The organism is Aeromonas sp. Y318-3, from assembly GCF_027706185.1.
GTDB classification, from domain to species: domain Bacteria; phylum Pseudomonadota; class Gammaproteobacteria; order Enterobacterales; family Aeromonadaceae; genus Aeromonas; species Aeromonas veronii.
In genome coordinates this window covers 330494-354883 of sequence record NZ_JAPDCN010000001.1, presented here as the reverse complement: position 1 = coordinate 354883, position 24390 = coordinate 330494, and the positions used below count along the sequence as shown (strand labels likewise).

Here is a 24390-nt window from a genome sequence, read left to right as displayed (position 1 = left end):
TTAGCACGATCGTACTTTATGCTGCCAGCGCCAACGAGGAGAGAGTGATGAGCAAGGGGCGCCTGACCCGGGAAACCATTTTGCAGACCGCCTTTGAGCAGGCGAGCCAGCAAGGGCTGGAGAGCCTGACCATCGGCTCGCTGGCCAGCGCCTGCGAAATGTCCAAAAGCGGCCTGTTTGCCCACTTTCAATCCCGCGACAATCTGCAGATCGCCGTGCTGGAGTACGCCGCCGAGGTGTTCCGGCTGCGGGTGATCCAGCCGGTACGCCAGCAGGAGCACCAAAGCCAGCACGACAAGCTGATCGCCCTGCTGCGCGCCTGGCAGGCGTGGAACCACTGCTTTGCCGGACGCTGCATGTTTCTCGACGCCTGGACCTCGGTGCAGGATGGCCATGAGCAAGAGAGCCCTGTACAACAAACCGCCCGGCAACTGGTGCGCTTCTGGCTCGACTATCTGGCCCGTCAGGTGGTGCAGGGTCAAGCCGCAGGCGAGTGGCGACGGGAGATGGATCCCTGGCGCGCCGTTTACCGCCTCTATGGCCTCTATCTGGCGGATCAGGTGTTCAACGATCTCGAACTGTGTCAGGATCCGGCCCGCCACTTCTGGCCCGAGGTGGACGCTCTGCTGAGCAGCTGGCGCTGATGTTTTGGCATCCGTTCAACACTAATTTTAAAAACCAACAAAAAAGCACGACCGTTCGCACATAAAAACCACAGGATGACCATGAGCAGCAAGATCTACTTCAACACCCGCCGCTTCAGCCCGAGCAAATGGCTGCTGGGGATCGGCACCCGGTTGCACCACAGACTCGCCCCCACCCATGCCAAGCGCACCGCCAGCAAGTTACTGCTCACCCCCCAGCGCAACCAGCGGGATGGCCACGAACCTGCCGGTCTGGTGAAGCAGGCCGTCCATACCAGCGAAGGGGTATTGATGAGCTATCGGCTCGGTCAGGGACCACTGTGGCTGCTGATGCATGGCTGGTCCGGCAGCGCCAGCCAGTTCTATCCGCTGATGAGCCATATCGCCGCGCAGGGTTTCACCGCCATTGCCTACGATCATCCGGCCCACGGCCAGAGCGCAGGCAACACAGGCCACCTGCCCCGCTTCGTACGCGCTTTCGACGAGCTGGCCAGCGAAGTAGGCCCACTGCACGGGGTCATCGCCCACAGCATGGGAGGCGCCGTCACCCTCTCCAGCCGTCAGGCGGGTATCGATACCCTGCCGCTGCTGTTGATTTCGCCGGTGCTCGACTACGTGCCCCAGCTCTACGGCATGGTGGCGCGCTCCGGCTACTCCATCCGGCTGTTCGATGCAGTGGTCAAGGAGATTGAGCAAGAGTACCAGCACCCCTTGAGCACGGTCGATCCGCTGGGTCGCCTCGCCAGTCGCAGCGGCGCGGCGATGATAGTGCACGACGAGGAGGACAGGTTTGCCCCGCACGGCGATTCCTTGCGGGCCAGTCAGGATGGTCATACCCGGCTGGTGAGCACCCGGGGTCTGGGCCACGGTCGCATCCTCGCCAGCGCCCCGGTATTCGCCGCCTTCGATCAGCTGGCGCGGCCGGAAAATCCTCACCGCGCCCTTTGACACGGGGCCATGAAAAAAACGGGCGAGCGCCCGTTTTTATATTTGATACAGCGCCTTATAGTTAATTTGTCAGTGGGAACATTCTTGTCAGCACACAATAAGGCGCCAGCATATGGCCAGACCCAATACAGCGTTGTTGCTCACCGGTGGCGGTGCTCGCGCCGCCTATCAGGTCGGAGCCCTCAAAGCGATTGCTGAGCTCTACCCGCGCAATCTCGGCATCCCTTTTCCCATCCTGTGTGGCACCTCGGCGGGGGCTATCAATGTCACCGCACTGGCCTGCTACGCCTCCTGCTTCCATCTGGGGGTGCGCAAGCTGGAGTGGGTCTGGCGCCGTTTCGAGACTCACCACATCTTCGATTTTCACCCGGGGCGCCTGCTGTGGCGGTTGATGTATGAAGGGTCGGCAGGGCTGATCAATCCCCACACCAACCACGCCTTTCACCTCTTTGACAACGCGCCGCTGCACCGCCTGCTGGATCAACTCATCGACTATCACCGCATTGATGACAACATCCTCTACGGCAGTCTGGAGGCGCTGGCCATCACTGCGTCGGATTACGATGACGGCCTCTCCACCACCTTCTTTCAGGGGCGGGGCGACCACCATCCTTGGGAGCGGGCCAGACGGCGCGGGGTGCGCACCGTGCTTACATCTGAGCATCTGCTCGCCTCCTCGGCGCTCCCCTTTGTCTTTCCGGCCACCCGGATCGGCGAGAAGTTCTACGGCGACGGTTCCATCCACCAGCTGAGTCCGCTCAGCCCCGCCATCCATCTGGGTGCAGAGCGGATCCTGCTGATCACCCTGGATCCGCCAGCCCACTCGGCGCCGACCCATCACCACGGCCATCTCACCAGCTCCAATATTGCCAGCCATCTGCTCGATACGGTCTTTACCGACACCCTCAACTCCGATCTGGAGCGGCTGTGGCGCATCAACCAGACTCTGGATCTGATCCCTGAGCGGGAGCGCAATCGCCTCAAGCTGAAACGGGTGGAGACCTGCGTGCTGAAACCGAGTCAGGATCTCGACACCATCGCACTGGCCTACCTGCGCAAACTGCCGCTAAAGTTGCGCCGCCTGTTGCGGGTGCTGGGCGTGAAGGGGGATGAGACCAGCAGTCTGGCCAGCTTTTTGATGTTCTATCCGGGTTATTGCCAACAGCTGATCAAGCTGGGCTATCAGGACACCCTGAGGGAGCGGGAGCGGGTCGTCGCCTTCCTCGATATCGAAGGGCTACCAAAAGAGCGGGAGTAAAGGGGGCAGACGATGAGTGCGAGGGTGCTCAGCGCCCCTCCAGCAAACGCTGCTCAGCCTGTTCCATCGCCACCACGGTACCAAACAGGATCAGCCGATCACCGGCCGCCAGCACCAGCTCGGGTCTGGGCTCCAGGCTCTGATCCGCGCGCTGCACCTCCTTGATCCGCACCTCATCAAGCGGCAGCTCGCGCACTTCACGGCCTACCGCCCACGCCTGATCGTGCAGCAACAGCGGATGGAGGCGTTCAAGCAGCTGATCTGCCTCCAGATTGCTGGCACTCTGATCCCCCCAGTAGAAGCCGTGCAGGAAGCGATACTGGCTGCTGCGCTCCAGCTCCATCCGACGGATCACCCGGCCAATTGGGATATCGCAGTTGAGCAGCAGGTGGGAGACCAGCATCAGGGCACCCTCCTGGGATTCGGGAATCACCTCGAAAGCCCCCGCCTGCTTGTACTGCTCCAGAAAGCTGTCATCCCGGGTGCGCACCAGCACCTTGAGATCCCCCGCCAGTTCGCGGATCAGTGCCAGCATCGCCTCAACCCGCTTGCGGTCATCGAAGGTGATGATCACCAGCCGTGCCCGCAACAGCCCGGCAGCCAGCAGAATATCGCGGCGGCTGGCATCGCCGAAGGCCACCTGCTCCCCCGCCAGCTTGGCCTCGCTCACCCGCTCGGGGTCGAGATCGAGGGCCAGAAAGGGGATCTCTTCGATTTTGAGGAAGCGGGCGCAGGTCTGCCCCGCCCGGCCAAACCCGGCGATGATGACATGCTGGTTTTTGCTCAGGCCCGACTGGGCCACCTCGGAGCGGGTCAGCAGCGCCGGATCGGTGAGGCTGCGAGCCAGCGAATGGGCCTGGGTCACCAGCCAGGGGGTCATGGCGATGGAGATGATGCCGATGCCGATCAGCAGGGAGACCAGTTGCTGATCCAGCAGGCCGTGGTGCAACGCCAGCGCCAGCAGCACGAAGCCAAACTCCCCCACCTGACTGAGCATGATGCCGGCGGCCATGCTGTCGCGCTTGCGCTCCCCCATCAGCCGCCCGGCCAGCAGTACCAGCAGGGATTTGCACAGCACCAGCAGCACCACGCAGATCAGCACCTGCCACCAAGCCCGCGCCACCAGCTCCCACTCCATGGCCATGCCGATGGTGATAAAGAAGAGCCCCATCAGCACATCGCGAAAGGGCTTGATGTCTACCTCCAGCTGATGACGGTAGTGGGACTCCCCCAGCATCATCCCCGCCAGAAACGCCCCCAGCGCCATCGACAACCCGAGCGAATGGGTCATGTAGGCAGCCAGCAGCGCCACCAGCAGGGCACTAAGCACGAACAACTCGTCGGAGCGGGCCCGCGCCACCTCGTGAAACAGCAGCGGCAGCAACCACTTGCCCACCGCCAGCAGAGTGAAGAGAGCAAACAGCCCCTTGAGGGTGGCCCAGGCGATCTCGGCGGCCAGGGCGCTCCCCTGCACTTCCGGCTGGGCGAGGATAGGGATCATCACCAGCAGGGGCACCACCGCCAGATCCTGAAACAGCAGCACGCTCACCCCCAGCTGGGCGCGGCGGGTATGGAGCTGCTTCTGCTCGCCGAGCTGCTTGATCACCACCGCCGTCGAGGAGAGTGCCAACGTTCCCGCCACCACCAGCGACTGGGCCAGACCCAGCCCCCACCACCAGCCGATGGCGAAAAAGAGCAGTGACGTGAGCAGCACCTGCAACATCCCGACCCCCAGCACCAACCGGCGCATCGCCAGCAATTTTGGCAGGGAGAACTCCAGCCCCAGCGAGAACATCAGAAAGACGATCCCCAGCTCGGCAATGGTCTGCATGATCGACTGACCGGTGATCACCGCCAGCCCGTGGGGGCCGAGCAAGACGCCAGCAATCAGGTAGGCAAGGATGACCGGCAAGCCGAGGCGCCGGAAAGTTGCCACCAGCAGAACAGCGGCGAACAGCAGGATCAACAGGTCGGTGTACAAATTTCCCTCTCCTTTTATCGACTTAAGCTTAGTCAGCCGATCTGGCGGGCAGGAAAGATATATTGGGCATGCCAATTGCAGGGAGGAGACAGTAGTCAGGTGTTACAGGTGGAAGACCATGGAAAATACGTCGTCACTTAATGGCTTTAGCCATGGCATCGAGCAGTGGGTTCGCCAGATGGAGCGGCTCACGCCGTTGCCCAGCGTTGAACGCAACCAGTTGCTCGAGCAGTTGTTGGGGCAGAGCGATCTCGGTGGTCTGCTGACAACTTTTGCCGATCGTGCGGCAAGAATTGTCAGGATCCACGGTCTCTACCTCGATTGTGGCCAGCCCCATGTGCTGATCCAGCACCCGCCGCTGGCCACCCTCAACCTGCACAACTATCCGTTCGAGCTGCGCGGTCAGCATGGCCAGCTGCTCGGCCAGCTCCACTACGAGCTGGAACATCCGCTGAGCGGCAGCCAGCAACGGGTACTGATGCAATACCATCAGCTGCTCTGCCTGCTGCTGCCCCTCTATCTGCGGCTGGAAAAACTGGATCAGCTGGTCCGGCTCGATCACCTGACCGGCCTTGGCAACCGCTCCTACTTTGACGAGGCTATCGGTCGCGCCATCGAGCAGCACAGCCGCGAGCCCCACGGTCTGGTGCTGGTGCTGCTGGATCTCGATCGCTTCAAGCAGATCAATGATACCTGGGGCCATCCGGTGGGGGATCTGGTGCTGAGCCGCTTCGCCCAGCTGCTCAAGGGGTGCATCCGCAGCACGGATCAAGCCTTCCGGCTCGGGGGAGATGAATTTGCCCTGCTGCTGCAACCGGCCGAACCCGAGGCGTGGCGCCCGGTCTGGCTGCGACTGCAGCATATGTTGATGACCAACAAGGAGCTCAGCACCTTCTCGGTCGGATGCAGCCTTGGCGCCGCCAGCTGGCAATCCGGGGTCGATGTGCCGAGCCTCTACGAGGCGGCCGACAGTCACCTCTACGCCCGCAAGAAAGCAGGCAAGGCCAGCCCTAACGAATAATCCCGAACTCTTCTTTGCTCCGGCACATGCGAGCCATGTGACCGGAGCTTCTTTTTTTGGGGCTAATCCTCCCTCACACCGAGGTCACCTCAGGCAAGATCCTGCTCGGGTAGAACCGGAACTGCACCGCCCCCCTGCCAGTGACAGACCAGCCCGGCCCCCTGTGCCATAAAACCGTCGCAGACAAAGAGCCCCACCACCGCCGCCACCTGTTCGCCATAGTAGAGGATGGGGATGCGCCCCCGTTGCCACGAGGGAACACCATACTCTTGCAGCAGCTTCTTCATCCGCCGACTGCCGCTTCGCCCCACCGGTTTGAGGGGGATCCCGGGCGCTACCTGAAAACGCACCGAGAGCGGCTCGTCCGCTCGGGGGGCACGCAGCAGCCCCTCGCCGTGCTCCGCCATGCGTACCACCAGCTCACCCAGCCCGTCCGGCAGGGTCAGCGGCTCACCCACTGTCAGCGGCAACAGCTGATGGCAGGGTTGCAAGTCCGGGCTCACCAGATAGAGCCGCTCCTGAAAACGGCGGCAGCTCTGGCGCCCCCAGTTGAGCTGGGGATTGGCATCGCCGCGCGCCAGCGCTACCTCCTGCCACAGTCGGGCAAGCTGTTCACGGGATGGCATCTCCCCCCCCTGACGGCGGATCCAGTAGCGCAGCAGGTTGTTGCGCCGGGTGGGTGAAAGGGCGTGCAGCGGGCCGATATGGAGCGCCTCCCCCTCGCCCGCCAGCTGCCAGTCGCTCTCGGCCAGCTCATCCAGCAGCGCCTCCTGCTCGGCGCACAGGGCCATGCTGCGCGCCGCGGTCTGGGCCATGGCGGGCCAGCGCGCCTTGAGCTGGGGGATAAGCATCTGGCGCAAAAAGTTGCGGTCATAACTCACGTCCAGATTGCTCTCATCCTCTACCCAGCCAAAGGGGAGGCTCGCCGCCGCCTCGGCCAGCTCGGCGCGACTCATATCGAGCAGCGGCCGCAGCAACAGGCCGCCGGCAAAGGGCTGGCTTGGCAGGATCCCCGCCAGCCCGCGCAGACCGGCACCACGTTTGAGGGCCAGCAGCAGGGTCTCCAGCTGATCATCCTGATGGTGGGCGGTGAGCAGCCACTCCCCCTCCGTCATGTGCTCCATCAGCTGCTGGTAGCGCGCCGTGCGCGCCTGCGCCTCCAGACTCTCGCCATTGCCGCGGGCCAGAGTCACCCGCTCCACCAGCAGTTCCACCGCCAATTGCTGACACACGGCTTCACAATGAGCGACCCACTCATCGGCATGGGGACTGAGGCCGTGGTGCACGTGCAGGGCGCGAAGCGGCAGGCTGTGCTCGCGGGCATACTGGGCCGCCAGCACCAGCAGCAGGGTGGAGTCGAGGCCGCCACTGAAGGCCACCAGCAGACCGGTGGAACCTTCCGGCGCTGGCATAGTCAGACAAAAGCGAGAATAAAGATGAGAAATCATAGGCTTCCCCAAAACGGACCGGCCGATCTTAGCAGAGTCGGGCTTATCAAGCTGCAACCCTGCTGCTAGAGTGAGGCTCGCCCGCCCTCTCCACCAGGCTGGCCACAAGGCGGTCGCACAACCGGTTGGAGCAAGGAAGATGGGCAGGGAAGCAAACAACCCGAATTGGAATCAAACAAGATGAACAATAAGAAAAGCTTACTGGCCGGCCTGATTGGACTGGTACTGCTGGCTGGCTGCAGTCAGGCACCGCAAGAATCCCCCAAACACTCCGGGCTGGCGCTGGCCAATATGGACACCCAGGTCAAACCCGGCGATGACTTCTTCCGTTACGTCAATGGCAAGTGGCTCGCCACCGCCAAGATCCCCGACGATCGCCCCGCCGATGGCGCCTTCTACATGCTGCGGGACAAATCCCTCGCCGATGTGCGGGTGCTGGTCGAGGGGCTGGCCAAGCAGGAGGCCGCCACCGGCACGCCGACCCAGCAGATCCGCGATCTCTACGCCAGCTATCTGGATCAGGCAGGCCGTGACGCCAAGGGGCTCACCCCGCTGGCACCGGCGCTGGCCGATATCGACCGGATCGGTGATCAGGCCGCGCTGGCCCGCGCCTTTGCCCAAAGTGGCCGCATGGGCGGCGGCGCGCCGTTCGGCATCTGGATCGACGCCGATGCCAAGTCCCCCGACCGCTATGCGATCTACCTCTATCAGGGGGGACTGGGGCTGCCGGATCGGGACTACTACCTTAAGCAGGATCCCGAGAGTCAGGCCCTGCGCCAGAAGTACCAGCAGCATATCGCCGCCATGCTGAGCCGCCTCGGGGAATCTGACCCGAGCGGCAAGGCCAAGCGGATTCTGGCCCTCGAAACCCGGCTCGCCACCATCCAGTGGGACAACGTCGCCCTGCGGGATCGGGAGAAGAACTACAACAAGCGCCCCGCCAGCGAACTGGCACGGCTCGCCCCTCATCTCGACTGGCAGGCCTATCTGAACGCCGCGGGCATTGCGGCCCAGCCGGAGCTCATTATCGGTCAGCCAACCTATCTGAGCGCGCTGGATCAGGTGATGGCCCAGACCCCCATCGCCGACTGGCAGGCCTACCTCAAGTGGCAACTGCTGACCGACTACGCCCCCTATCTCGACAGCGAGACCGACCGCGCCAACTTCGCCTTCTACGGCACCACATTGAGCGGCACGCCCAAGCAGCGCGCCAGCTGGGAGCGGGCGCTCGGGGTGCTGAACGATCATCTGGGTGAAGCAGTCGGCCAGCTCTATGTGGCCCGCTACTTCCCGCCAGCAGCCAAGGAGCGGATGGAGCAGCTGGTGGAGAACCTGCGCACCGCCTACGGCCAGAGCATCAAGGAGCTCGACTGGATGTCGCCCGAGACCAAGGCGCAGGCCCTTGAGAAGCTGGCCAAGTTCCGCCCCAAGATCGGCTACCCCGACAAGTGGAAGGATTACAGCGCCATCACCATCAAACCGGATGATCTGGTGGGCAACCTGCAACGCTCGCAAGCCTTTGAATACGCAGACAGTCTGGCGCGCCTCGGCAAGCCGGTCGACCGGGACGAGTGGCACATGTCGCCGCAAACAGTGAACGCCTACTACAACCCGAGCAACAACGAGATCGTCTTCCCGGCGGCCATTTTGCAGCCCCCCTTCTTCGACATGACGGCGGATGATGCGGTCAACTACGGCGCCATCGGCGGGGTGATCGGCCACGAGATGGGCCACGGTTTTGATGATCAGGGGGCCAAATCCGACGGTGATGGCATGATGCGCGACTGGTGGACACCGCAGGATCTCAAGGAGTTCCGCTTCCGCACCAGCCGGCTGGTGGCCCAGTACAACCGCTTCGAGCCCATCAACGGTCAGTTCGTCAACGGCCAGTTCACCCTGGGGGAGAACATCGGCGATCTGGGTGGTCTCACCATCGCCCACAAGGCCTATGAGCTGTCACTGGATGGCAAGGAGGCGCCGGTGCTGGATGGCTTCACCGGCGAACAGCGCTTCTTCCTCGGCTGGGCGCAGGTGTGGAAGGGGATGTATCGCCCCGAGCTGATGCAGATGCTGCTGCGCTCCGACCCCCACTCGCCGCCCGAGTACCGGGTCAACGGCGTGGTGCCGAACATTCCCGCCTTCTACGAGGCATTCAACATCCAGCCGGGGGACAAGCTCTATCTGCCGCCCCAGAAGCGGGTGAAGATCTGGTAGCAACATCACGGCGGGCTCCCCGGGAGCCCGCACTCAATAGACAGCAAGAGGTTGCAAGATGAACAGAGCATTGATGATGGCAGGGCTGCTGACCCTGCCGCTGGCGGCACAAGCCGAAGAGGGATTTAGCAAGCAGCTGACCCTCCCCTCCGGGCAGGTGATCCGGGTAGCGCAGGGGGCCGGTGAGCCCGCCTCCATCGGCAGCTATGACGTGCGGCTCTATTCGGGTCAGAACGCCCAATTTCCACTGGATGAGTTTCAGGATGGCAAGGTGATGGCCCGCAACGGCTTTATCCGGGAGCTGAAACTGGTCGATTTGAATGGCGACAAACAGCCCGAGCTGGTGGTCATCATCGAGAGCGCTGGCAGCAGCAGCTATCAGGATGCCGATGCCTACACCGTCAGCCCGCAAGGGGAGCTGGAGATCTTCAATCAGGTCAAGGAGCTGGAGCCCAAAGAGGATGTGGTCAAGGCGCTCAAAAGCCCGCAAGACTAAGCCATCTCCCCGAATCTGAAATATAAAAAGCCCTGATGAACAGGGCTTTGTTGTTTCTGCTGTTGACGTAAATAGCCTAGAGGCGGGTCGCCCGAATGGAGACCTGCGGCAGCGCCATCTCGTGCTGGGCCGCCACCAGTTGCAGCTCGTAAGCCCCCGCCAGCCAGGTCCGGGCTAGCACGGCATCCACGCTGGCGTTGGTAAGCTCGAACGCCGCTACCGGGGTACAACCGGCCAGCAGATTGGCCAGCATGGTGGCGCTCAGCAGATCCCCCACCCCGATGGGGTGGCGAGCAAAAGGGTAGAGCGGGCGGGAGAGGTGAAACGTCCCCTCCTCGCACACCAGCAGCATCTCGAAGCGGTCCATGGCAAAGCCGGCCTTGCCCAGATGCTTGACCATCACCAGCTTGACCCCTTGCGCGCGCAGCTGCTGGCACGCCTCGATGGCCTCCGGCACATTGCGGATATCGCGGCCGGTGAGCTGTTCCAGCTCCAGCAGATTGGGGGCCAACATATCGGCGCAGGCCAGTGCCCGGTTTTTCAGAAAATCGGCGACGCCGGGTGCCACTATGCACCCCTTGTCGGGATGACCCATCACGGGGTCACAAAAATAGAGGGCGGCCGGATTGAGCGCCTTGAGCCGGGCCACAGCAGCCAGGATCTCCTCCCCCTGTTCGGCCGAGCCGAGGTAGCCGCTCAGCAGCGCATCGCACTCGGCCAGCACGCCGATCTCCGCCAGGCCGTTTACCAGCTGACGGATATGACCGCCGGGCATCACCATCCCCTGCCAGCCTTCGCGGTATTGGGTGTGGTTGGAGAACTGCACCGTGTTCATCGGCCACACCTCGATCCCGAGGCGACGCATGGGAAAAACGGCGGCGCTGTTGCCGGCACAGCCAAAGACTACGTGGGATTGAATGGAGAGCACTCGCTTCATGATTGGCGACTCACGCAATAAGAACAGGAATTCCGGAGGGAAAAACGGGCCTTGCGGCCCGTTGTTGTCACTTTCGACTGTTGTCACTGTCGATTAACGCAGCACCTTGACGGTGTAGCTGCCATCGGCCTGACGATAGAGGCCGTGGATGTCGGTCTCGAAGCCCGGGTAGTGGGCACCGATCTCGCACAGCATCTCGAGGAACTCGAGCACCGGCAGAGAATCCTGGGTCACCATCTCGCCCGGCAGTACCAGCGGTACTCCCGGCGGGTACGGCAGGATCATGTTGGCGCTGATGCGGTCAACCATGTCACGCAACGGCACCTCTTCCAGATTGCCCGCCAGCTCTTGCTGCCATGCGGCGTGCGGGGTCATCTTCATCTCCGGCAGCACATCGAACGCCTTGAACATCAGCTCCGGCAGACGGTATTTGCAGGTCAGATCGTGGATGCTCTGGGCCAGCTCCTGAATGCGCATCCCTTCGTAGAAGCTCGGATCTTCACGATAGAGGCTCGGCAGGATGTTCTTGATGGTCAGGTTCAGGTCATAGCCACGCTTGAACTCGGTCAGGGCGCGCAGCAGCTGCATCGCCTTGGACTGATCGATACCGATGGAGAAGAGGAACAGCATGTTGTAAGGGCCGGTCTTCTCGACCACGATGCCGCGCTCGTCCAGGAACTTGGAGACCAGTGAAGCAGGAATGCCCTTCTCCAGCAGCTGGCCGTCACGACCCATACCCGGGGTCAGCAGGGTGACCTTGATCGGATCCAGGTACATGTGGTTGTCATCGATGTCCTTGAAGCCGTGCCAGTCATCTTTCGGATCCAGCTTCCAGCACTCGACGGTGTCGATGTTGTCCGGCTGCCATACGTCGAAGAACCAGCCTTCGCTCTGATCACGCAGACGCTTGATCTCTTTGCGGAAGGAGATGGCGCGCTCGATGGAGTCCTTGATCAGACGCTTGCCGGTGTTGCCACGCATCATGGCAGCGGAGATCTCGGTCGATGCCACGATGCCGTACTGCGGCGAGGTAGAGGTGTGCATCATGAAGGCTTCGTTGAAGGTCTCTTCCTCCACGTCACCCTTGATGTGGATCATCGAGGCCTGGGAGAAGGCCGCCAGCAGCTTGTGGGTGGACTGGGTTTCATAGAACACCTTGCCCGGCATGGCTTCGCCGCTCATGCCGCACTTGCCTTCATAGATCGGGCTGAAGTTGGTGTAAGGCACCCAGGCACTGTCAAAGTGGATGTAAGGGGTATCCAGACTCTCCTTGATGAAGCCGGTGTTGTAGAGCAGGCCATCATAGGTGGAGTTGGTGACGACGGCGTAACGGGGAGCCTGGGCACCCGGTGTCGCGGCGACCTTGGCAGCGATGGTGTCGCGGCTGAATTCGCTCTGCGGGATACCGCCCAGAATGCCGTAGGCGTTGCGGGTCGGACGGAAGTAGATCGGCGTCACGTCGTTCATCATCATCAGGTGAGTGAGCGACTTGTGGCAGTTGCGGTCAACCAGCACAGTGCTGCCAGCCGGTGCGGAGAACATGCCGACGATCTTGTTGGCAGTGGAGGTGCCGTTAGTAACGATATAGGAGCGATCGGCGTTGAAAGTACGGGCGATGTACTCTTCGGCTTCCTTGTGCGGACCAGAGTGATCCAGCAGGGAGCCCAGCTCCGGCATGGAGATGGATACATCAGCCTTGAAGGCGTTCGGACCGTAGAAGTCATAGAAGATGCTGCCGGCCGGGCTCATCTGGAAGGCGGTACCGCCCATGTGACCCGGAGTACAGAAGGTGTATTTACCCTCTTCCACGTACTTGAACAGCGCCTTGGTGAAGGGCGGCAGGATGGCGTCCTGATACTCCTGAGTGGCCTGACCCATCTTGAGGGCGATGTCGTCGGCCATGCCGAGACGGTACTCGAAGAAGTGCACGTTCAGACGCAGGTCGGTCAGGTGAATGTCCAGGGTGGACTGGTCGTTGGCGAAGGCGAAGATCGGCAGCTTCTCGTTGCGATCGTGGATCTCCTTGCACAGGCCCAGAGAGTATTTGTCCCAGTCGAAGATGGCGCCGCAAACGCGGGGGTTCTTCTCAATCAGTTTCAGCAGGTCGGCCACATCGACCGGATAAACAACCTCGAAACCCTTGCGCTCGAGGGAGGCTTGCAGCTGGCGAATGGGTTCTTCTTTAAAGAAAACGCCCAGGTGGTTGAGGATGGCAATGATATTCATCGTAATGCTCCACACGTAAAGGGGCGCTCTCCATCAGGGATGGTGAGTGAAGAGCGCTCGGAAGATAAAAGGGGGAATTAGTTGCTGGGCTGTTCGCTCAGCAGGGCATCGTGCTGACGCAGACCCTGTTTTTTGGCGTAGAACATCAGGATGATGAGCGACACCACGAAGGTAGCGGTGAGGTTGGAACCCTTGGCACCCATCAGGGCCACCAGACAGAAGACACAGGCCACACCGGAGAAGATCATGGCGCCGATGCTGCGGGAGGTCATGCCCTCGAAGCGGATCAGGTTAATGCTGGAGTAGAAGTAGGGCAGCATGGTCAGCAGCACCGCATCGGTAGTCAGCACGTTGAAGAGATCGGCAGCGTGAGCGGACTGGGATGTGAAGGCGGTCAGGCCAACCATCAGGGCAGTCATCTTGAGGGAGCCCAGGATCAGACCCTTCTTGGCCACGCCGTTCTTGTCCACTTCACCGTAGATTTTCGGGAAGTTGCCGTCGTTGGCGGCACGCTTGCCCGCCTCGCCCACCAGCATCATCCAGGAACCGAGCGAGGTGAAGCAGGCCAGAGCGGTGAAGGCAGAAACAAACGGTGCAGACCAGCTACCGAAGATGGCGGAAGAGGCCATGGCAAACGGGGCGCCGGAAGCAGCCACTTCACCGGCCGGGAACATGCCGCTGATCACCTGGGTAGAGAGGATGTAGATAACACCCGCGATACCGGTACCCAGCATGGTAGCGAGCGGTACGGTGCGCTTGGGGTTCTTTACCATGCCGGAAGAGACGGCGGCAGATTCAACACCGACGAAGGACCAGAGGCAGATCAGCACGGCGCTGATGACCGCATGCAGGTCGCTGCCGCTGGTGGTGTTCCAGTTCTGGCTGTAGACGGTGGCATCAAAATGACCCCAACCCATCACCGCAGTACCGACAACCGGCAGCAGGATCAGCACCAGACCCAGGGTACAGAGTCGACTCACCCAGCTACCGCCAAGCAGGTTGACGAAGGTGAAGATCCAGACGGCAGCGATGGTGGCTGCGGCGGCCGGAATTGGGCTATTGAGAATGGGGAAGAAGACCGAGAGGTAGGAGACGCCGGTAATGGCGATGGCCAGGTTACCGATCCAGTTGGCGTGGTAATAGAGCACACCGGTCTGGAAACCGAACACCGGAGAGATCTCGCCAGCGTAAGCAATGGGGCCACCCTCTTGCGGGTTCTTGGTAGCAAGGCGGGCGAAGACAAAGGCGAGGCCCATGGCGCCTACCAGACAGATTGCCCAGCTAAAGACAGAGATGGAGCCGATGGTAGCCAGTGCCGAAGGCAGCAGCGCGATGCCACTCCCCATCATGTTGCCGGCCACCACACCTGTACAGGCGATAAGGCCAATCTTCTTGCTCGTATCTAGGGACATAAGATCTCCGGTTCTATAAAAGGTCGGGTCGTCACATACACATTTGGCGGAACGCCCCGCCAAAGAATGGGCACAGACTAGGCCTCTCATCCCCGGAAAACATAAAGACCAGCTAACGGATAAAAATATGAGGCAACTTTTTTCGCCGCCTCATCGCTTTTGATAAAAAACATTTAAAAACAGTAAATTGACATCCACCCACACCGCCATCTTGATAAAACCTTGATATCCGACCGCCCCGTTCTTGTCCCTTGATAACCCCCTTATCTAGCCGTCTTGATATTTTTGGCCAGATAAACCCGGGATAAAGCAGCTCCCATTGCGCCCCCCTGCCCTTGCGGCCATTTGGAAGCCCTGCTGATCATCACCCTGAGTGACCGCTCACCTCCTGCTTTCCCCTTCGCTCGGCTCATCACAATCCAAACTCAGAGGTAAAGCGCAATGGCGATAACCGGTAAGCAATGAGAAATGGGTCGAGACAGACAGCTTATCCCGCCGCCAACAATGAGCAGATGTCACAAGCTGCGTGCGCGGCGTGAAGCCGAACAAACGCGAGTGCAGCGAATGCCGCGGGCAAGACAAAGGCAGATGTAGATAGTGGGGAGCTGCGGGGGATAAATCGGGCCGCACCAGAGCGACTATTCCCGGTGGCAAACATGCAGGATTGAGACGAGCAGAAACAGCACAGGCCGCCCGAAGGCTGCCTGTGGATGAGGTCGGCAACCGCACCGACCGGGGGAAAACCAAACTGCGGTGTTAAAAGAGCTTCACCTTGCTCTGGCCCAGCGCATTGAACAGAGCCGGAGTGAGGCTCTCCATATTGCTGTAGAAACCGAGCTGCTGGCAGAGCAGATAGGTCTGCTCGGTCGCCTCCATCAGGAAGGCCTGACTGTAGGCATCACCCGCCGCCTCGGGGCGACCATCCAGCTCCGCCAGCTTGCCCTGCAGTATGTAATAGAGCACCGAGCGGCCGCGACTCGCCGCCTTCTCCAGCAGATAGTTGGCCTGCTGTTGCTGGCCGTTGAGGATCGCCTGCAGGGTCAACGCCTCCCACACTCGGGCTGGCAGGGCACCGCTGTTTTGCACCACGCTGGCGAGATGAGTGCCAATCCCCTGCAGCCGCTCGCTCTCGGATTTGCCCGCCAGGGTGGCCAGCGCCTCGCCCGCCAGATAGCGCTCCGCCAGCAGCAGCGGCTGATCCGGATGGGTAATCAGCGCCTGCTCCAGCAGATCAATCCCACGCTTGAGGGCGACCGGATCCCGGCTGTTGATGTAGTACTGCGCCTCCATCATCGCCATCAGGGAGGCATCATCGGTCGGCCAGCCCATCCCCGGCTCGGCATCGGGCTGGTCTAGGGCACGCAGCAGATCCTGGCTGCTCGCCTGCAACACGCCGTGCACACTGTGGCGACTGAGCTGGTACTGATGGCTGAACAGCACCCGGTTGGTATTGATATTGCGATACTCCAGATCGAGATAGGTGCCGCGCGGCTGGCGGGTGACCCGCACACTCAGCTCCTTGCCGGGCATGATGCCCCCCATCAGAGTGGTGGCACCGTACTGCACCCGCAGCGGCGTAGCCACGGCCACCTCCCCCATAAGGGCTCGGGTAATGCCATCGGCGAGGCGCACGTTCTCGTTGTTGTCATCCATGCCGGAGTGGAAGCGGAACACCAGCAGGTTGGGATCCAGCATGGCGTGTACCTGGGGGCTGGTGTGCTGGTAGCTGAGCATGCTGACAATGGCGATCAGCACGATGGCAACGAAGATATCGAAACTCACCATCTTCCAGCGGCTGCGAGCATCTTTGGCATGGGTGGAGATGGCGCGGGTCAGGGGCCCGGCGGGAAAAGGGGCGACATTGGGCTGTGCATCATCATCCTGCTCAGCCGCAGGCGGGCTCAGATCGGAGAGCGTCGGGTTGTCGGAGAGAGCGGTATTGACCGTGGGCGCGGGCTGCTCGTCCGCCATCACCACAGAAACCACCTGCAGCGGACGCACCGGTGCCACCAGCTTGTAGCCGCGCTTGGGTACGGTGACGATATAGTCGGTCGCATCGGTGCGACCATCTTTGAGGATCTTGCGCAGTTCGAAGATGGACTGGGTCACCACCTGATCGGTCACCTCGGCGCCATCCCACACCTCATTGATCAGGGCATCGCGGCCAAACACGGTGCCGGCATTGTGGGCCAGAAACCGCAACAGATTGACCAGTCTGGGTTCGAGGTAGACCTCGCGGTCGGGGCGACACAACATGTTGTCGTCAACGCTCAGGGTCCAGTCGTGGATCTCAAAAACCGATTCGCTCATGATTCACTCGCTGCAGATGGTGACAATGCACGATGAGAGAGACGCAAAACCCGGGCTGACTGAACGGAACAAGGCGCTATCACCACAGGTGACAGATAAAAAGAGAACCGAAGCAATCACATCTCTGAGAGTCAGTCTGGCCAGGCCATCCTGTTTACGTCTGAAGGGCATCCTTGCGGGCATTCCGACCACCGGGATCGGAAGGGATCACTTTAAGCAAAACGGGAGCTGGATCCCACTTTTTTTGGCTATAAATCGCCGTTGAGTTGATCCGACACCGCACTTTTCCGCAAATAGCGTGCCAACTAGTATTCATATGAACATCCCATATGCCGTAATCAAAAAGCCCTGAACATCAGGGCTTTCTCATTTCTTCGACCATCGGGGAGACGTTACTTCGCCAGCGGGAGCGCATCCTGCTGACGACTGCGGCGCAGATGACGCCGCCACAACGAGAAGCCGCCGTAGCCAAGACTCAGCACCACCGCATAGAGCACCTGAGTGGCGAGCGCTAACAGCACCAGAGCGCAGAGCAGCACGCTTATCCCCGCCAGCCCCTTGCCCACCCCGCCGAGCAGGCGCCAGCCCGCCGCCATGCAGAGCAGGTAGACCAGCACGAAATTGCCGTTGGCGTAGCGGATCAGCTCATCGAGCGGCAGTCGCAGCCAGATGATCAGGGTGATGCAGAGCAAGCAGATGGCGAGCACCAGACCGAGCGCCCGCAGCGGCGCGCCGCGCGCGGTGAGCACGGCCAGCGAAGGGGGCAACTTGCCTTCCCGCGCCATGCTCCAGATCAGCCGGGCAAAGCCCTGAATGTAGATGTTGATGCTGGCAAAGCAGGAGAGGTAGCCGAGCACCGCCACCAGCCACTTGGCGGTGGGGCCGAACAGCAGCGCCAGCAGGGAGGGGATGGCGGTTGCGTTTTTCGCCTCATCGCCGTAGAGGCCATATTTGAGCACCACCAGCGAGTGCACCCAGTAGATGAGCCCCGCCAGCAGTACCCCGCCGAGCAGGGCGATGGGGTAGTCCCGCTCCGGCCGCTTGAACTCCTCCCCCATATGGGCAAAGGCTTCCAGCCCGACAAAACACCAGAACATCACCGCCAGCGCGGTAGCCATAGGGGGCCACTCATCCGCGCTCGGCAGCGGCCGGGCCGCATCGCGCCAGCTCACCTCCCCCTTGAACCAGATAAGCAGGGTGAGCCCCAGAATGGCGAGCGCAATCAGCAGTTGCAGGTTGCCGGAAGATCGCGCCCCGCGCAGCCCCAGCAGAAAGACCCCGAGCAGGGTGAGCAGCTGGATGGCCCAGAGGGTCCACTCCCCCATCTCGAACAGGGCATGCCAGAAGCCGGCGGCAATCATCAGGGCGGCAGGCAGCCCCACCGGCAGCACAGCCAGAAACAGGAAGGCGGAGAAGCGCTCGGCGCCGTTGCCAAAGGCGAGGCCAATCAGGTGCGGCGCGCCGCCCGCATGGGGATAGAGACGGCCGAGGCGAGCGAAGGTAAAGGCGATGGGCAGCACCAGCGCTATCAGCAGCAACCAGGCCCAGAGCGAGGCCTCACCCGCCAGCGAGGCGGCAGTCGCAGGTACCACGAAGATCCCGGTGCCGAGCAGCGAGGTGGCGAGCAGCCCCATCCCCTGCCAGAGCCCGAGATCCTTTTTCAACCCAGACATATCCTTTTGTCCTGACTAAAAAAACATCCCGCCATGTTAGGCCTCCCCCGCCCCTTTGTTAAGTACGATGGTTAAGCGCGGTGGCGAGAATATGCAGCCTTTTAGTCAGGCTCGGGCTCAGCTTGCAGGGATTCGGCCAGAAAATCCCCCAGCAGGGTGATCTTGAGCACCTGCCGCCGCGCCGCCGGATAGATGAAGTAGAGGGTCTTGGCCGGGCTCTGATAGCGACCAAGCAGCGGCAGCAGACGCCCCGCAGCGATATGCTCACGCACCTGTTCGGCTGGCTGCAAGGTGATGCCAGCCCCCGAGAGCGCAGCTGTCAACAAGGCTGGCCAGTGATTGATGCGCAGGCGCGAGGCGACCCGCACCTCCTCGCTCTGGCCATCCTCACCGACAAACTGCCAGCGCTCGTGCTCCCCCCAGTTGCCGTGCAGGCACTGGTGGCGGGCGAGATCGGCCGGATGACGGGGTACGCCGTGGCGATTGAGGTAGTCGGGGGCCGCGCAGAGGCGGTAGTGCTGGGTCAGCAGCGGACGGGCGATCAGCGCCTCATCCTGCGGGCGCAGGGTGCGGATGGCGGCGTCGAACCCCTCCTCCACCAGATCGACCCAGCGCGGGGTGAGCTGCAGATCCACCTCCAGCTTGGGGTAGCGGTCGAGAAAAGCGGGCAGCAGCGGCACCAGCCGGTGGTGGCCAAAGCTGAGGGGGGCGGCGATGCGCAGCCGTCCGGCCGGCTCGGCCAGCAGATTCTGGGTGAGCGACTCGGTCAATGCCAGCTCCTCCAACACCCGCTGGCAGCGAGCGAGAAAGAGCTGGCCCAGTTCAGTGAGGATCTGCTGGCGGGTGGTCTTGTGAAACAGCTTGCCCCCCAGCCACTGCTCCAGCCCCAGCACATGCTTGCCCACCATCTGGGCGCTGATCCCCTCTTCGCTCGCCACCGCGCTGTAGGAGCCGAGATCCACCACCCGGGTGAAGATACGCATGCTGGTCAATCGGTCCACAACCCCTCCTTTTTGCCCGTTTCAAGGCCGTTTGGCCCGTGACAAGGGCCCTAATTCACAACCAAAAGTTTAGTAAGAAATGGATTTTAGCCAATTTATTTAACTTTTGGTTACCAATACAGTGATGCCATCCCTCCCCCACAGGATAAATTCCCATGAAAAGCACCTATCTGGCCGCCCTGCTGGTCGGTCTGCTGGCCAGCGGCGCCAGTCAGGCTGCCGAGAGCAGCTTTATCAGCAACCACGCCCCAGCCTCAGCAACTCAAGCCCGGCCCGATATCTTTCGGGTCAGCCTGCTCGGCACCGGCACTCCGGTGCCCCAGATCAGCCGGGGCGGCTACAGCACTCTGATCGAGGCGGGCAACCAGAAGCTGGTGTTCGATTTTGGCCGCAACTCCGCCACTCGCCTGTGGCAGCTGCATATCCCCATCGGCCGGGTCAACGCCTTCTTCCTCACCCACTTTCACTCCGACCACACCAACGGGCTGGCGGATCTCTGGTTGACCGGCTGGCTGCAACCGGCCTATGGCCAGCGCCACGCGCCGATGGAACTCTACGGCCCCAAAGGCACCACAGCTCTCGCCCGTGGCTTGCAGCAGGCCTACGCCACCGACATCGCCACCCGGGTCAAGGATGAGGGAACGCCGCTGGACGGGGTGGAGATCAACAGCCACGAGGTCACCGCCGGGGTGGTCTACAACCATGACGGGGTCAAGGTGACTGCCTTTGACAACGACCACGGGGTCAACATCAAGCCGTCATTCGGCTATCGCATCGACTACCACGGCCACAGCGTGGTGCTCTCCGGCGATACCCGCTACAGCCCCGAAGTGGTGAAGCAGGCCAAAGGGGCCGACCTGCTGGTGCACTGCGTCTCCATGACCTCTGCCGAGCAGATGAAGGCCAACCCCGGCTACAAGGCGATCGCCGGTCACCTCGCCTCCCCCGAGCAGGCGGCCCGGGTAATGAACGAAGCCAAACCGGCGCTGACCGTGTTCAGCCATATCGGCCTCAACGGCAAGATCAGGGTCAAAGATCTGGCGCAGGATCTGCGCGCCCGCTACACCGGCCCCTTCGTCATCGGCAACGACCTGATGCAGATTGATCTGCCCACCACTGCCTCCGGCAAGGGCTATGCCCTCTGGCAGTCGGAGAATATCGACAACAAATAGATGGCACGGATGCCGGTCAGCCATGGTCAGCATCCGCAATCGACACCGGGGGCTATCTTTAAGGGGTGTTTGACCACAAGGAGTTATCTCTATGAGCCTGAAATGGAAGCACCTCGCCCTGGCCACTCTTCCCTTGTTCGGCATGACGGCCGCGCAGGCGGCGGTGTTGACCAGCCTTGAATGGCCCCCTTACACCAGCGCCAGCCTCCCTGAACAGGGCAAGAGCAGTCAGGTGGTGACCGCAGCCTTTGCCCTGGCTGGCGACCCGCTGACCATCAAGTTCTATCCCTGGCAACGGGCCGTGGACGAGGCGACCAACAACCCCGAGGTACTGGGTTATTTCCCCGAGTATCTCGACCCCAAGAGCAGTTGCCTCTTCTCCGACCCCATAGGTAACGGCCCTCTCGGCTTTGCCCAGCGAACCGATCAGCCGGTCACCTGGCAGAGCCTTGATGACCTCAAGGGCAAGAAAATTGGTGTCGTCACCGGCTATGTGAATACCACCGAGTTCGACGAAAAAGTGGCCAGCAAGGCGCTCTCGGCTGACGCCACCAGCTCGGACAGCCAGAACCTGCTCAAGCTCGGCAACGGTCGGCTCGATCTGGCTGTCATCGACCAGAATGTGATGACCTATCTGCTGGAGAGCGATCCCCAGCTCAAGGACGTTGCCGCCAACCTCGGCTTCAACGGCAAGATCCTCGAGGACAAGTCCCTCCACGTCTGCTTTACCAACTCCGCCAAGGGGAAAGAGGCGCGGGACAAATTCAACAAGGCGCTGGCCAGCGACGAGGTGAAGAAGCTGATGAAGTAGCGATACCGCATCCGCTCGCCGCCCCAAACAGCCATAAAAAAAGCCGCCTCTTGCGAGGCGGCTTCTTCATTCAACTTGGTAACCGGAGTTATCAGGCAATCAGCTTGTAGATGATACCGGACATGGCGATCAGGCCGATGATGGTCACGAAGCCGTTGCTGATGTTGCCAGCGTATTTGCGCATGGCCGGAACCTTGGTGATGGCGTACATCGGCATCAGGAACAGCAGCATTGCGATGATCGGGCCGCCCAGGTCTTCAATCATGCCGAGGATGCTCGGGTTGATGGTGGCGATGGCCCAGGTGGTCAGGATCATGAACACGGCAGTGACTTTGTTCAGTTGCTTGGTGTCAACGTTCTTGCCCTTCTCGCGCAGCGCCTTGGCCATCAGGCCGTTCATGCCTTCTTGCGCACCCAGGTAGTGACCCAGGAAGGATTTGCTGATGGCAACCATGGCGATCAGCGGAGCCACAGTACCGATAACCGGATTATCGAAGTGGTTGGCCAGGTAGGACAGAATGGAGATGTTCTGTTCTTTGGCAGCAGCCAGGTCAGCCGGGGAGAGGCTCAGTACGCAGCTGAATACGAAGAACATAACGGTCATTACCATCATGACGTGGGCGCCCAGCAGGATGTTGCTGCACTTCTTCTCGGCACCTTCACCGTAACGACCTTTGTTGTCCACCGCGAAGGAGGAGATGATCGGGGAATGGTTGAAGGAGAACACCATTACCGGGATAGCCAGCCACAGGGTCTTGATGAAGTCACCGTTGAAGGCGTCGGACAGGGCCGGAGCTTCAGTGATGATGGCACCGTTCCAGTGCGGGATCAGGTAGAACGCCAGACCCATCAGGGTGAGTACGAACGGGAATACCAGCACGCTCATTGCTTTGACGATAACCTGGCCGCCCAGACGAACAACCGCCATCAGACCGAGGATCAGGGCCAGTGACAGAACGGCACGGGGAGGTGCAGACATGCCCAGCTGGTGAACAATCACGCTCTCGACGGTGTTGGTGATGGCGACTGAATACATCAGCACGATCGGGTAGATGGCAAAGAAGTAGAGCAGGGTGATGAATTTGCCTGCGGTCTTGCCGAAGTGCTCTTCTACTACTTCAGTGATGTCGCCATCACGGGTAGAGCCGGACAGCACGAAGCGGGTCAGACCACGGTGAGCAAAGAAAGTCAGCGGCAGTGCCAGGATCAACATGGCAACCAGCGGCCACAGGCCACCTACACCGGCGTTGATTGGCAGGAAGAGCACACCGGCACCGATCGCGGTACCGTACAGACCCAGCATCCAGACCACATCGGCCTTGTTGACGCCGCGGGAGGTGTTGCTGGCTAAACGACCATCAGCTGCAATATTCATGTCAGACATACGTTGTTCCTGTCATCTAGGAAAATGGGATTCTTGTTTGGTCGGGCCTTGGCCCGGTTCCATCTCCCTGGAACGCCTGCTGTCCGTCCTTGATATTAACCTCTCGCCCCCCGGCAACCTGGCCATCACTCCTTGTGACAACAGGATTGCAACAAACAACAGTGCGAGATTTTGACCCTGAGGGTCGGCGCCCGTCTCACTTAACAACCGATTAACGTGCGCCACTCTTGATGGGCTGACTTTAATTAAATGCCCTTATTAATCACAGCGTTTTTTTGAATTAATCAACCAAAGTTTGATTTTGGTCGCCTTTCGGACGACCAAGATCACACTCAAAGCGCCTTATTGTGAGTTTTTTTTAACAATTCAACTTAGTTTCACTGGAATCAATGGCCTGCGAGCAGCTACATATTTGCAACAAGCCACCCGTTTAGCGCGGATTGTGTGCAGCACGGCCTTGGCGTACCCTTGTGACTTACGCCTTTTTGTTGATTGATGATGACCATTACCCGTACCGATCTCGCCGAACTGGCGGTGTTTGCCGCCGTCGCCCGTCACCGCAGTTTCAGCAAGGCCGCCCTCGAACTCGGGGTCTCCGCCTCCGCCCTCAGCCATAGCCTGAAGGGGCTGGAAGCCCGTCTGGGAGTACGGCTGCTCAACCGCAGTACCCGCGCCGTGGTGCCGACCGAAGCGGGCCAGCGGCTGCTCAAGCAGCTGCTCCCCACCCTCAATACCCTGGAAGAGGCGCTTTGCGAGCTGGCCCGCAACAGCGATGAACCGGTGGGTCGACTCAAACTCTGCGCCCCCCGCGGCGCCATCGACAGCCTGCTGGCACCTGTACTCATCGACTATCTGGCCCGCTATCCGCGGATGCAGGTGGAGGTAGTGGAGCAGGAGCTGATGCCCCGGCTGATTGAAGATGGTTACGATGCCGCGCTCTTTTATGGCGATCTGCTGCCCAAGGAGATGATCGGCATCCCCCTCGGCCCGCCCCAACGCTATCTGGTGGTGGGCTCCCCGGCCTATCTGGCGGAGCACGGTACGCCGGAGCACCCGAGCGAGCTGAGCCGCCACGCCTGCATCGGCTATCGCCTCACTCCGCACCACCACTATCGCTGGGCCTTTGCCGCCGACGGCACCATGCTGGAGATCGAAGTGACCGGGCCGCTCACTACCAGCACCCCGGCCCTCTATCTGGGCGCCGCCGAGGCGGGGCTGGGGCTCGCCTACTGTCTGGAAGAGGAGGTGAGCCAGAAGGTCGCGGAGGGGAAACTGCTCACCGTGCTGGAGCCCTGGTGCCCTACCTTTGCCGGCTTTTACCTCTTCTATCCCAGTCGGCATCAGCTGGGCAGCGGGCTGCGCATCCTGATCGACATGCTCAAGGCCCACTACCAAAACCCCGGATTAGTGAGTAATACTCAGCAATTCATCAAGTGAAACCCTGATTATCACCA

Annotated in this window: 18 protein-coding genes; 9 read left to right on the top strand and 9 right to left on the bottom strand. The window is 61.2% G+C overall.

Going from position 1 to position 24390, the window contains the following annotated elements:
- Positions 1 to 47 precede the first annotated feature (47 nt).
- The 3 genes from OKB77_RS01700 (at position 48) to OKB77_RS01690 (ending at position 2850) form a co-directional block, all read left to right on the top strand.
- Positions 48 to 644, top strand: coding sequence for a TetR/AcrR family transcriptional regulator (locus tag OKB77_RS01700; RefSeq protein ID WP_270816839.1), 597 nt, complete (start codon positions 48 to 50; stop codon positions 642 to 644).
- 81 nt (positions 645 to 725) lie between these two features.
- Positions 726 to 1592: an alpha/beta hydrolase gene (locus tag OKB77_RS01695; protein ID WP_270816838.1), complete on the top strand. Its 867-nt coding sequence runs from the start codon at positions 726 to 728 to the stop codon at positions 1590 to 1592.
- A gap of 112 nt (positions 1593 to 1704) precedes the next feature.
- Positions 1705 to 2850: a patatin-like phospholipase family protein gene (locus tag OKB77_RS01690; protein ID WP_270816837.1), complete on the top strand. Its 1146-nt coding sequence runs from the start codon at positions 1705 to 1707 to the stop codon at positions 2848 to 2850.
- 28 nt (positions 2851 to 2878) lie between these two features.
- Here the strand turns inward: OKB77_RS01690 and OKB77_RS01685 are convergent, their stop codons facing one another.
- On the bottom strand, positions 2879 to 4831 hold the full coding sequence (locus OKB77_RS01685; protein ID WP_201955242.1) for a monovalent cation:proton antiporter family protein: 1953 nt from the start codon (positions 4829 to 4831) through the stop codon (positions 2879 to 2881).
- Positions 4832 to 4949: 118 nt separating this feature from the next.
- On the opposite strand from OKB77_RS01685, the gene OKB77_RS01680 reads away from it, so the two are divergent.
- On the top strand, positions 4950 to 5852 hold the full coding sequence (locus tag OKB77_RS01680; protein WP_005347848.1) for a GGDEF domain-containing protein: 903 nt from the start codon (positions 4950 to 4952) through the stop codon (positions 5850 to 5852).
- Between the two features lie 89 nt (positions 5853 to 5941).
- Here the strand turns inward: OKB77_RS01680 and tilS are convergent, their stop codons facing one another.
- Positions 5942 to 7300, bottom strand: a complete 1359-nt coding sequence (gene tilS / locus OKB77_RS01675) for a tRNA lysidine(34) synthetase TilS (RefSeq protein ID WP_270816836.1) — start codon at positions 7298 to 7300, stop codon at positions 5942 to 5944.
- 180 nt (positions 7301 to 7480) lie between these two features.
- Here tilS and OKB77_RS01670 point away from each other — a divergent pair, with 180 nt between their 5' ends.
- Both OKB77_RS01670 and OKB77_RS01665 read left to right on the top strand, forming a co-directional pair.
- Complete coding sequence (locus tag OKB77_RS01670) at positions 7481 to 9514, top strand: M13 family metallopeptidase (RefSeq protein ID WP_270816835.1); 2034 nt, start codon at positions 7481 to 7483, stop codon at positions 9512 to 9514.
- Positions 9515 to 9572: 58 nt separating this feature from the next.
- Complete coding sequence (locus OKB77_RS01665) at positions 9573 to 10010, top strand: PliI family lysozyme inhibitor of I-type lysozyme (protein WP_270816834.1); 438 nt, start codon at positions 9573 to 9575, stop codon at positions 10008 to 10010.
- A gap of 76 nt (positions 10011 to 10086) precedes the next feature.
- On the opposite strand, the gene pdxY is transcribed toward OKB77_RS01665, so the two are convergent.
- From pdxY to OKB77_RS01635, 6 genes are all read right to left on the bottom strand, one after another.
- A complete protein-coding gene (gene pdxY / locus OKB77_RS01660; protein WP_108612855.1) occupies positions 10087 to 10947 on the bottom strand; it encodes a pyridoxal kinase PdxY in 861 nt (286 codons plus the stop codon).
- Positions 10948 to 11040: 93 nt separating this feature from the next.
- Complete coding sequence (locus tag OKB77_RS01655) at positions 11041 to 13173, bottom strand: lysine decarboxylase CadA (protein WP_270816833.1); 2133 nt, start codon at positions 13171 to 13173, stop codon at positions 11041 to 11043.
- Positions 13174 to 13250: 77 nt separating this feature from the next.
- Positions 13251 to 14585, bottom strand: coding sequence for a cadaverine/lysine antiporter (cadB, locus tag OKB77_RS01650; RefSeq protein WP_005338486.1), 1335 nt, complete (start codon positions 14583 to 14585; stop codon positions 13251 to 13253).
- 756 nt (positions 14586 to 15341) lie between these two features.
- The gene (gene cadC, locus OKB77_RS01645; protein ID WP_270816832.1) at positions 15342 to 16895 is read right to left on the bottom strand and encodes a lysine decarboxylation/transport transcriptional activator CadC; all 1554 of its coding nucleotides are present in this window, start codon (positions 16893 to 16895) and stop codon (positions 15342 to 15344) included.
- A gap of 392 nt (positions 16896 to 17287) precedes the next feature.
- Complete coding sequence (gene yjeH / locus OKB77_RS01640) at positions 17288 to 18568, bottom strand: L-methionine/branched-chain amino acid transporter (protein WP_270816831.1); 1281 nt, start codon at positions 18566 to 18568, stop codon at positions 17288 to 17290.
- Between the two features lie 101 nt (positions 18569 to 18669).
- Positions 18670 to 19569, bottom strand: coding sequence for a LysR family transcriptional regulator (locus OKB77_RS01635; RefSeq protein WP_270816830.1), 900 nt, complete (start codon positions 19567 to 19569; stop codon positions 18670 to 18672).
- 155 nt (positions 19570 to 19724) lie between these two features.
- On the opposite strand from OKB77_RS01635, the gene OKB77_RS01630 reads away from it, so the two are divergent.
- Positions 19725 to 20741: an MBL fold metallo-hydrolase gene (locus tag OKB77_RS01630; protein ID WP_265775683.1), complete on the top strand. Its 1017-nt coding sequence runs from the start codon at positions 19725 to 19727 to the stop codon at positions 20739 to 20741.
- 91 nt (positions 20742 to 20832) lie between these two features.
- Positions 20833 to 21552, top strand: a complete 720-nt coding sequence (locus OKB77_RS01625) for a substrate-binding periplasmic protein (RefSeq protein ID WP_265775684.1) — start codon at positions 20833 to 20835, stop codon at positions 21550 to 21552.
- A 91-nt stretch (positions 21553 to 21643) separates the two neighbouring features.
- Here the strand turns inward: OKB77_RS01625 and OKB77_RS01620 are convergent, their stop codons facing one another.
- Positions 21644 to 22936 (bottom strand): HAAAP family serine/threonine permease, encoded by a 1293-nt coding sequence (locus OKB77_RS01620; protein WP_005338498.1) that lies wholly within the window; start codon positions 22934 to 22936, stop codon positions 21644 to 21646.
- A 498-nt stretch (positions 22937 to 23434) separates the two neighbouring features.
- Here OKB77_RS01620 and OKB77_RS01615 point away from each other — a divergent pair, with 498 nt between their 5' ends.
- Positions 23435 to 24373: a LysR family transcriptional regulator gene (locus OKB77_RS01615; RefSeq protein ID WP_042055187.1), complete on the top strand. Its 939-nt coding sequence runs from the start codon at positions 23435 to 23437 to the stop codon at positions 24371 to 24373.
- Positions 24374 to 24390: the final 17 nt, after the last annotated feature.

Coding starts and splice junctions, on each gene's coding strand:
- OKB77_RS01700 (WP_270816839.1), top strand. CDS start 48: ATGAGCAAGGGGCGCCTGACCCGGGAAACCATTTTGCAGACCGCCTTT.
- OKB77_RS01695 (WP_270816838.1), top strand. CDS start 726: ATGAGCAGCAAGATCTACTTCAACACCCGCCGCTTCAGCCCGAGCAAA.
- OKB77_RS01690 (WP_270816837.1), top strand. CDS start 1,705: ATGGCCAGACCCAATACAGCGTTGTTGCTCACCGGTGGCGGTGCTCGC.
- OKB77_RS01680 (WP_005347848.1), top strand. CDS start 4,950: ATGGAAAATACGTCGTCACTTAATGGCTTTAGCCATGGCATCGAGCAG.
- tilS (WP_270816836.1), bottom strand. CDS start 7,300: ATGATTTCTCATCTTTATTCTCGCTTTTGTCTGACTATGCCAGCGCCG.
- OKB77_RS01670 (WP_270816835.1), top strand. CDS start 7,481: ATGAACAATAAGAAAAGCTTACTGGCCGGCCTGATTGGACTGGTACTG.
- OKB77_RS01665 (WP_270816834.1), top strand. CDS start 9,573: ATGAACAGAGCATTGATGATGGCAGGGCTGCTGACCCTGCCGCTGGCG.
- pdxY (WP_108612855.1), bottom strand. CDS start 10,947: ATGAAGCGAGTGCTCTCCATTCAATCCCACGTAGTCTTTGGCTGTGCC.
- OKB77_RS01655 (WP_270816833.1), bottom strand. CDS start 13,173: ATGAATATCATTGCCATCCTCAACCACCTGGGCGTTTTCTTTAAAGAA.
- cadB (WP_005338486.1), bottom strand. CDS start 14,585: ATGTCCCTAGATACGAGCAAGAAGATTGGCCTTATCGCCTGTACAGGT.
- cadC (WP_270816832.1), bottom strand. CDS start 16,895: ATGAGCGAATCGGTTTTTGAGATCCACGACTGGACCCTGAGCGTTGAC.
- yjeH (WP_270816831.1), bottom strand. CDS start 18,568: ATGTCTGGGTTGAAAAAGGATCTCGGGCTCTGGCAGGGGATGGGGCTG.
- OKB77_RS01630 (WP_265775683.1), top strand. CDS start 19,725: ATGAAAAGCACCTATCTGGCCGCCCTGCTGGTCGGTCTGCTGGCCAGC.
- OKB77_RS01625 (WP_265775684.1), top strand. CDS start 20,833: ATGAGCCTGAAATGGAAGCACCTCGCCCTGGCCACTCTTCCCTTGTTC.
- OKB77_RS01620 (WP_005338498.1), bottom strand. CDS start 22,936: ATGTCTGACATGAATATTGCAGCTGATGGTCGTTTAGCCAGCAACACC.
- OKB77_RS01615 (WP_042055187.1), top strand. CDS start 23,435: ATGACCATTACCCGTACCGATCTCGCCGAACTGGCGGTGTTTGCCGCC.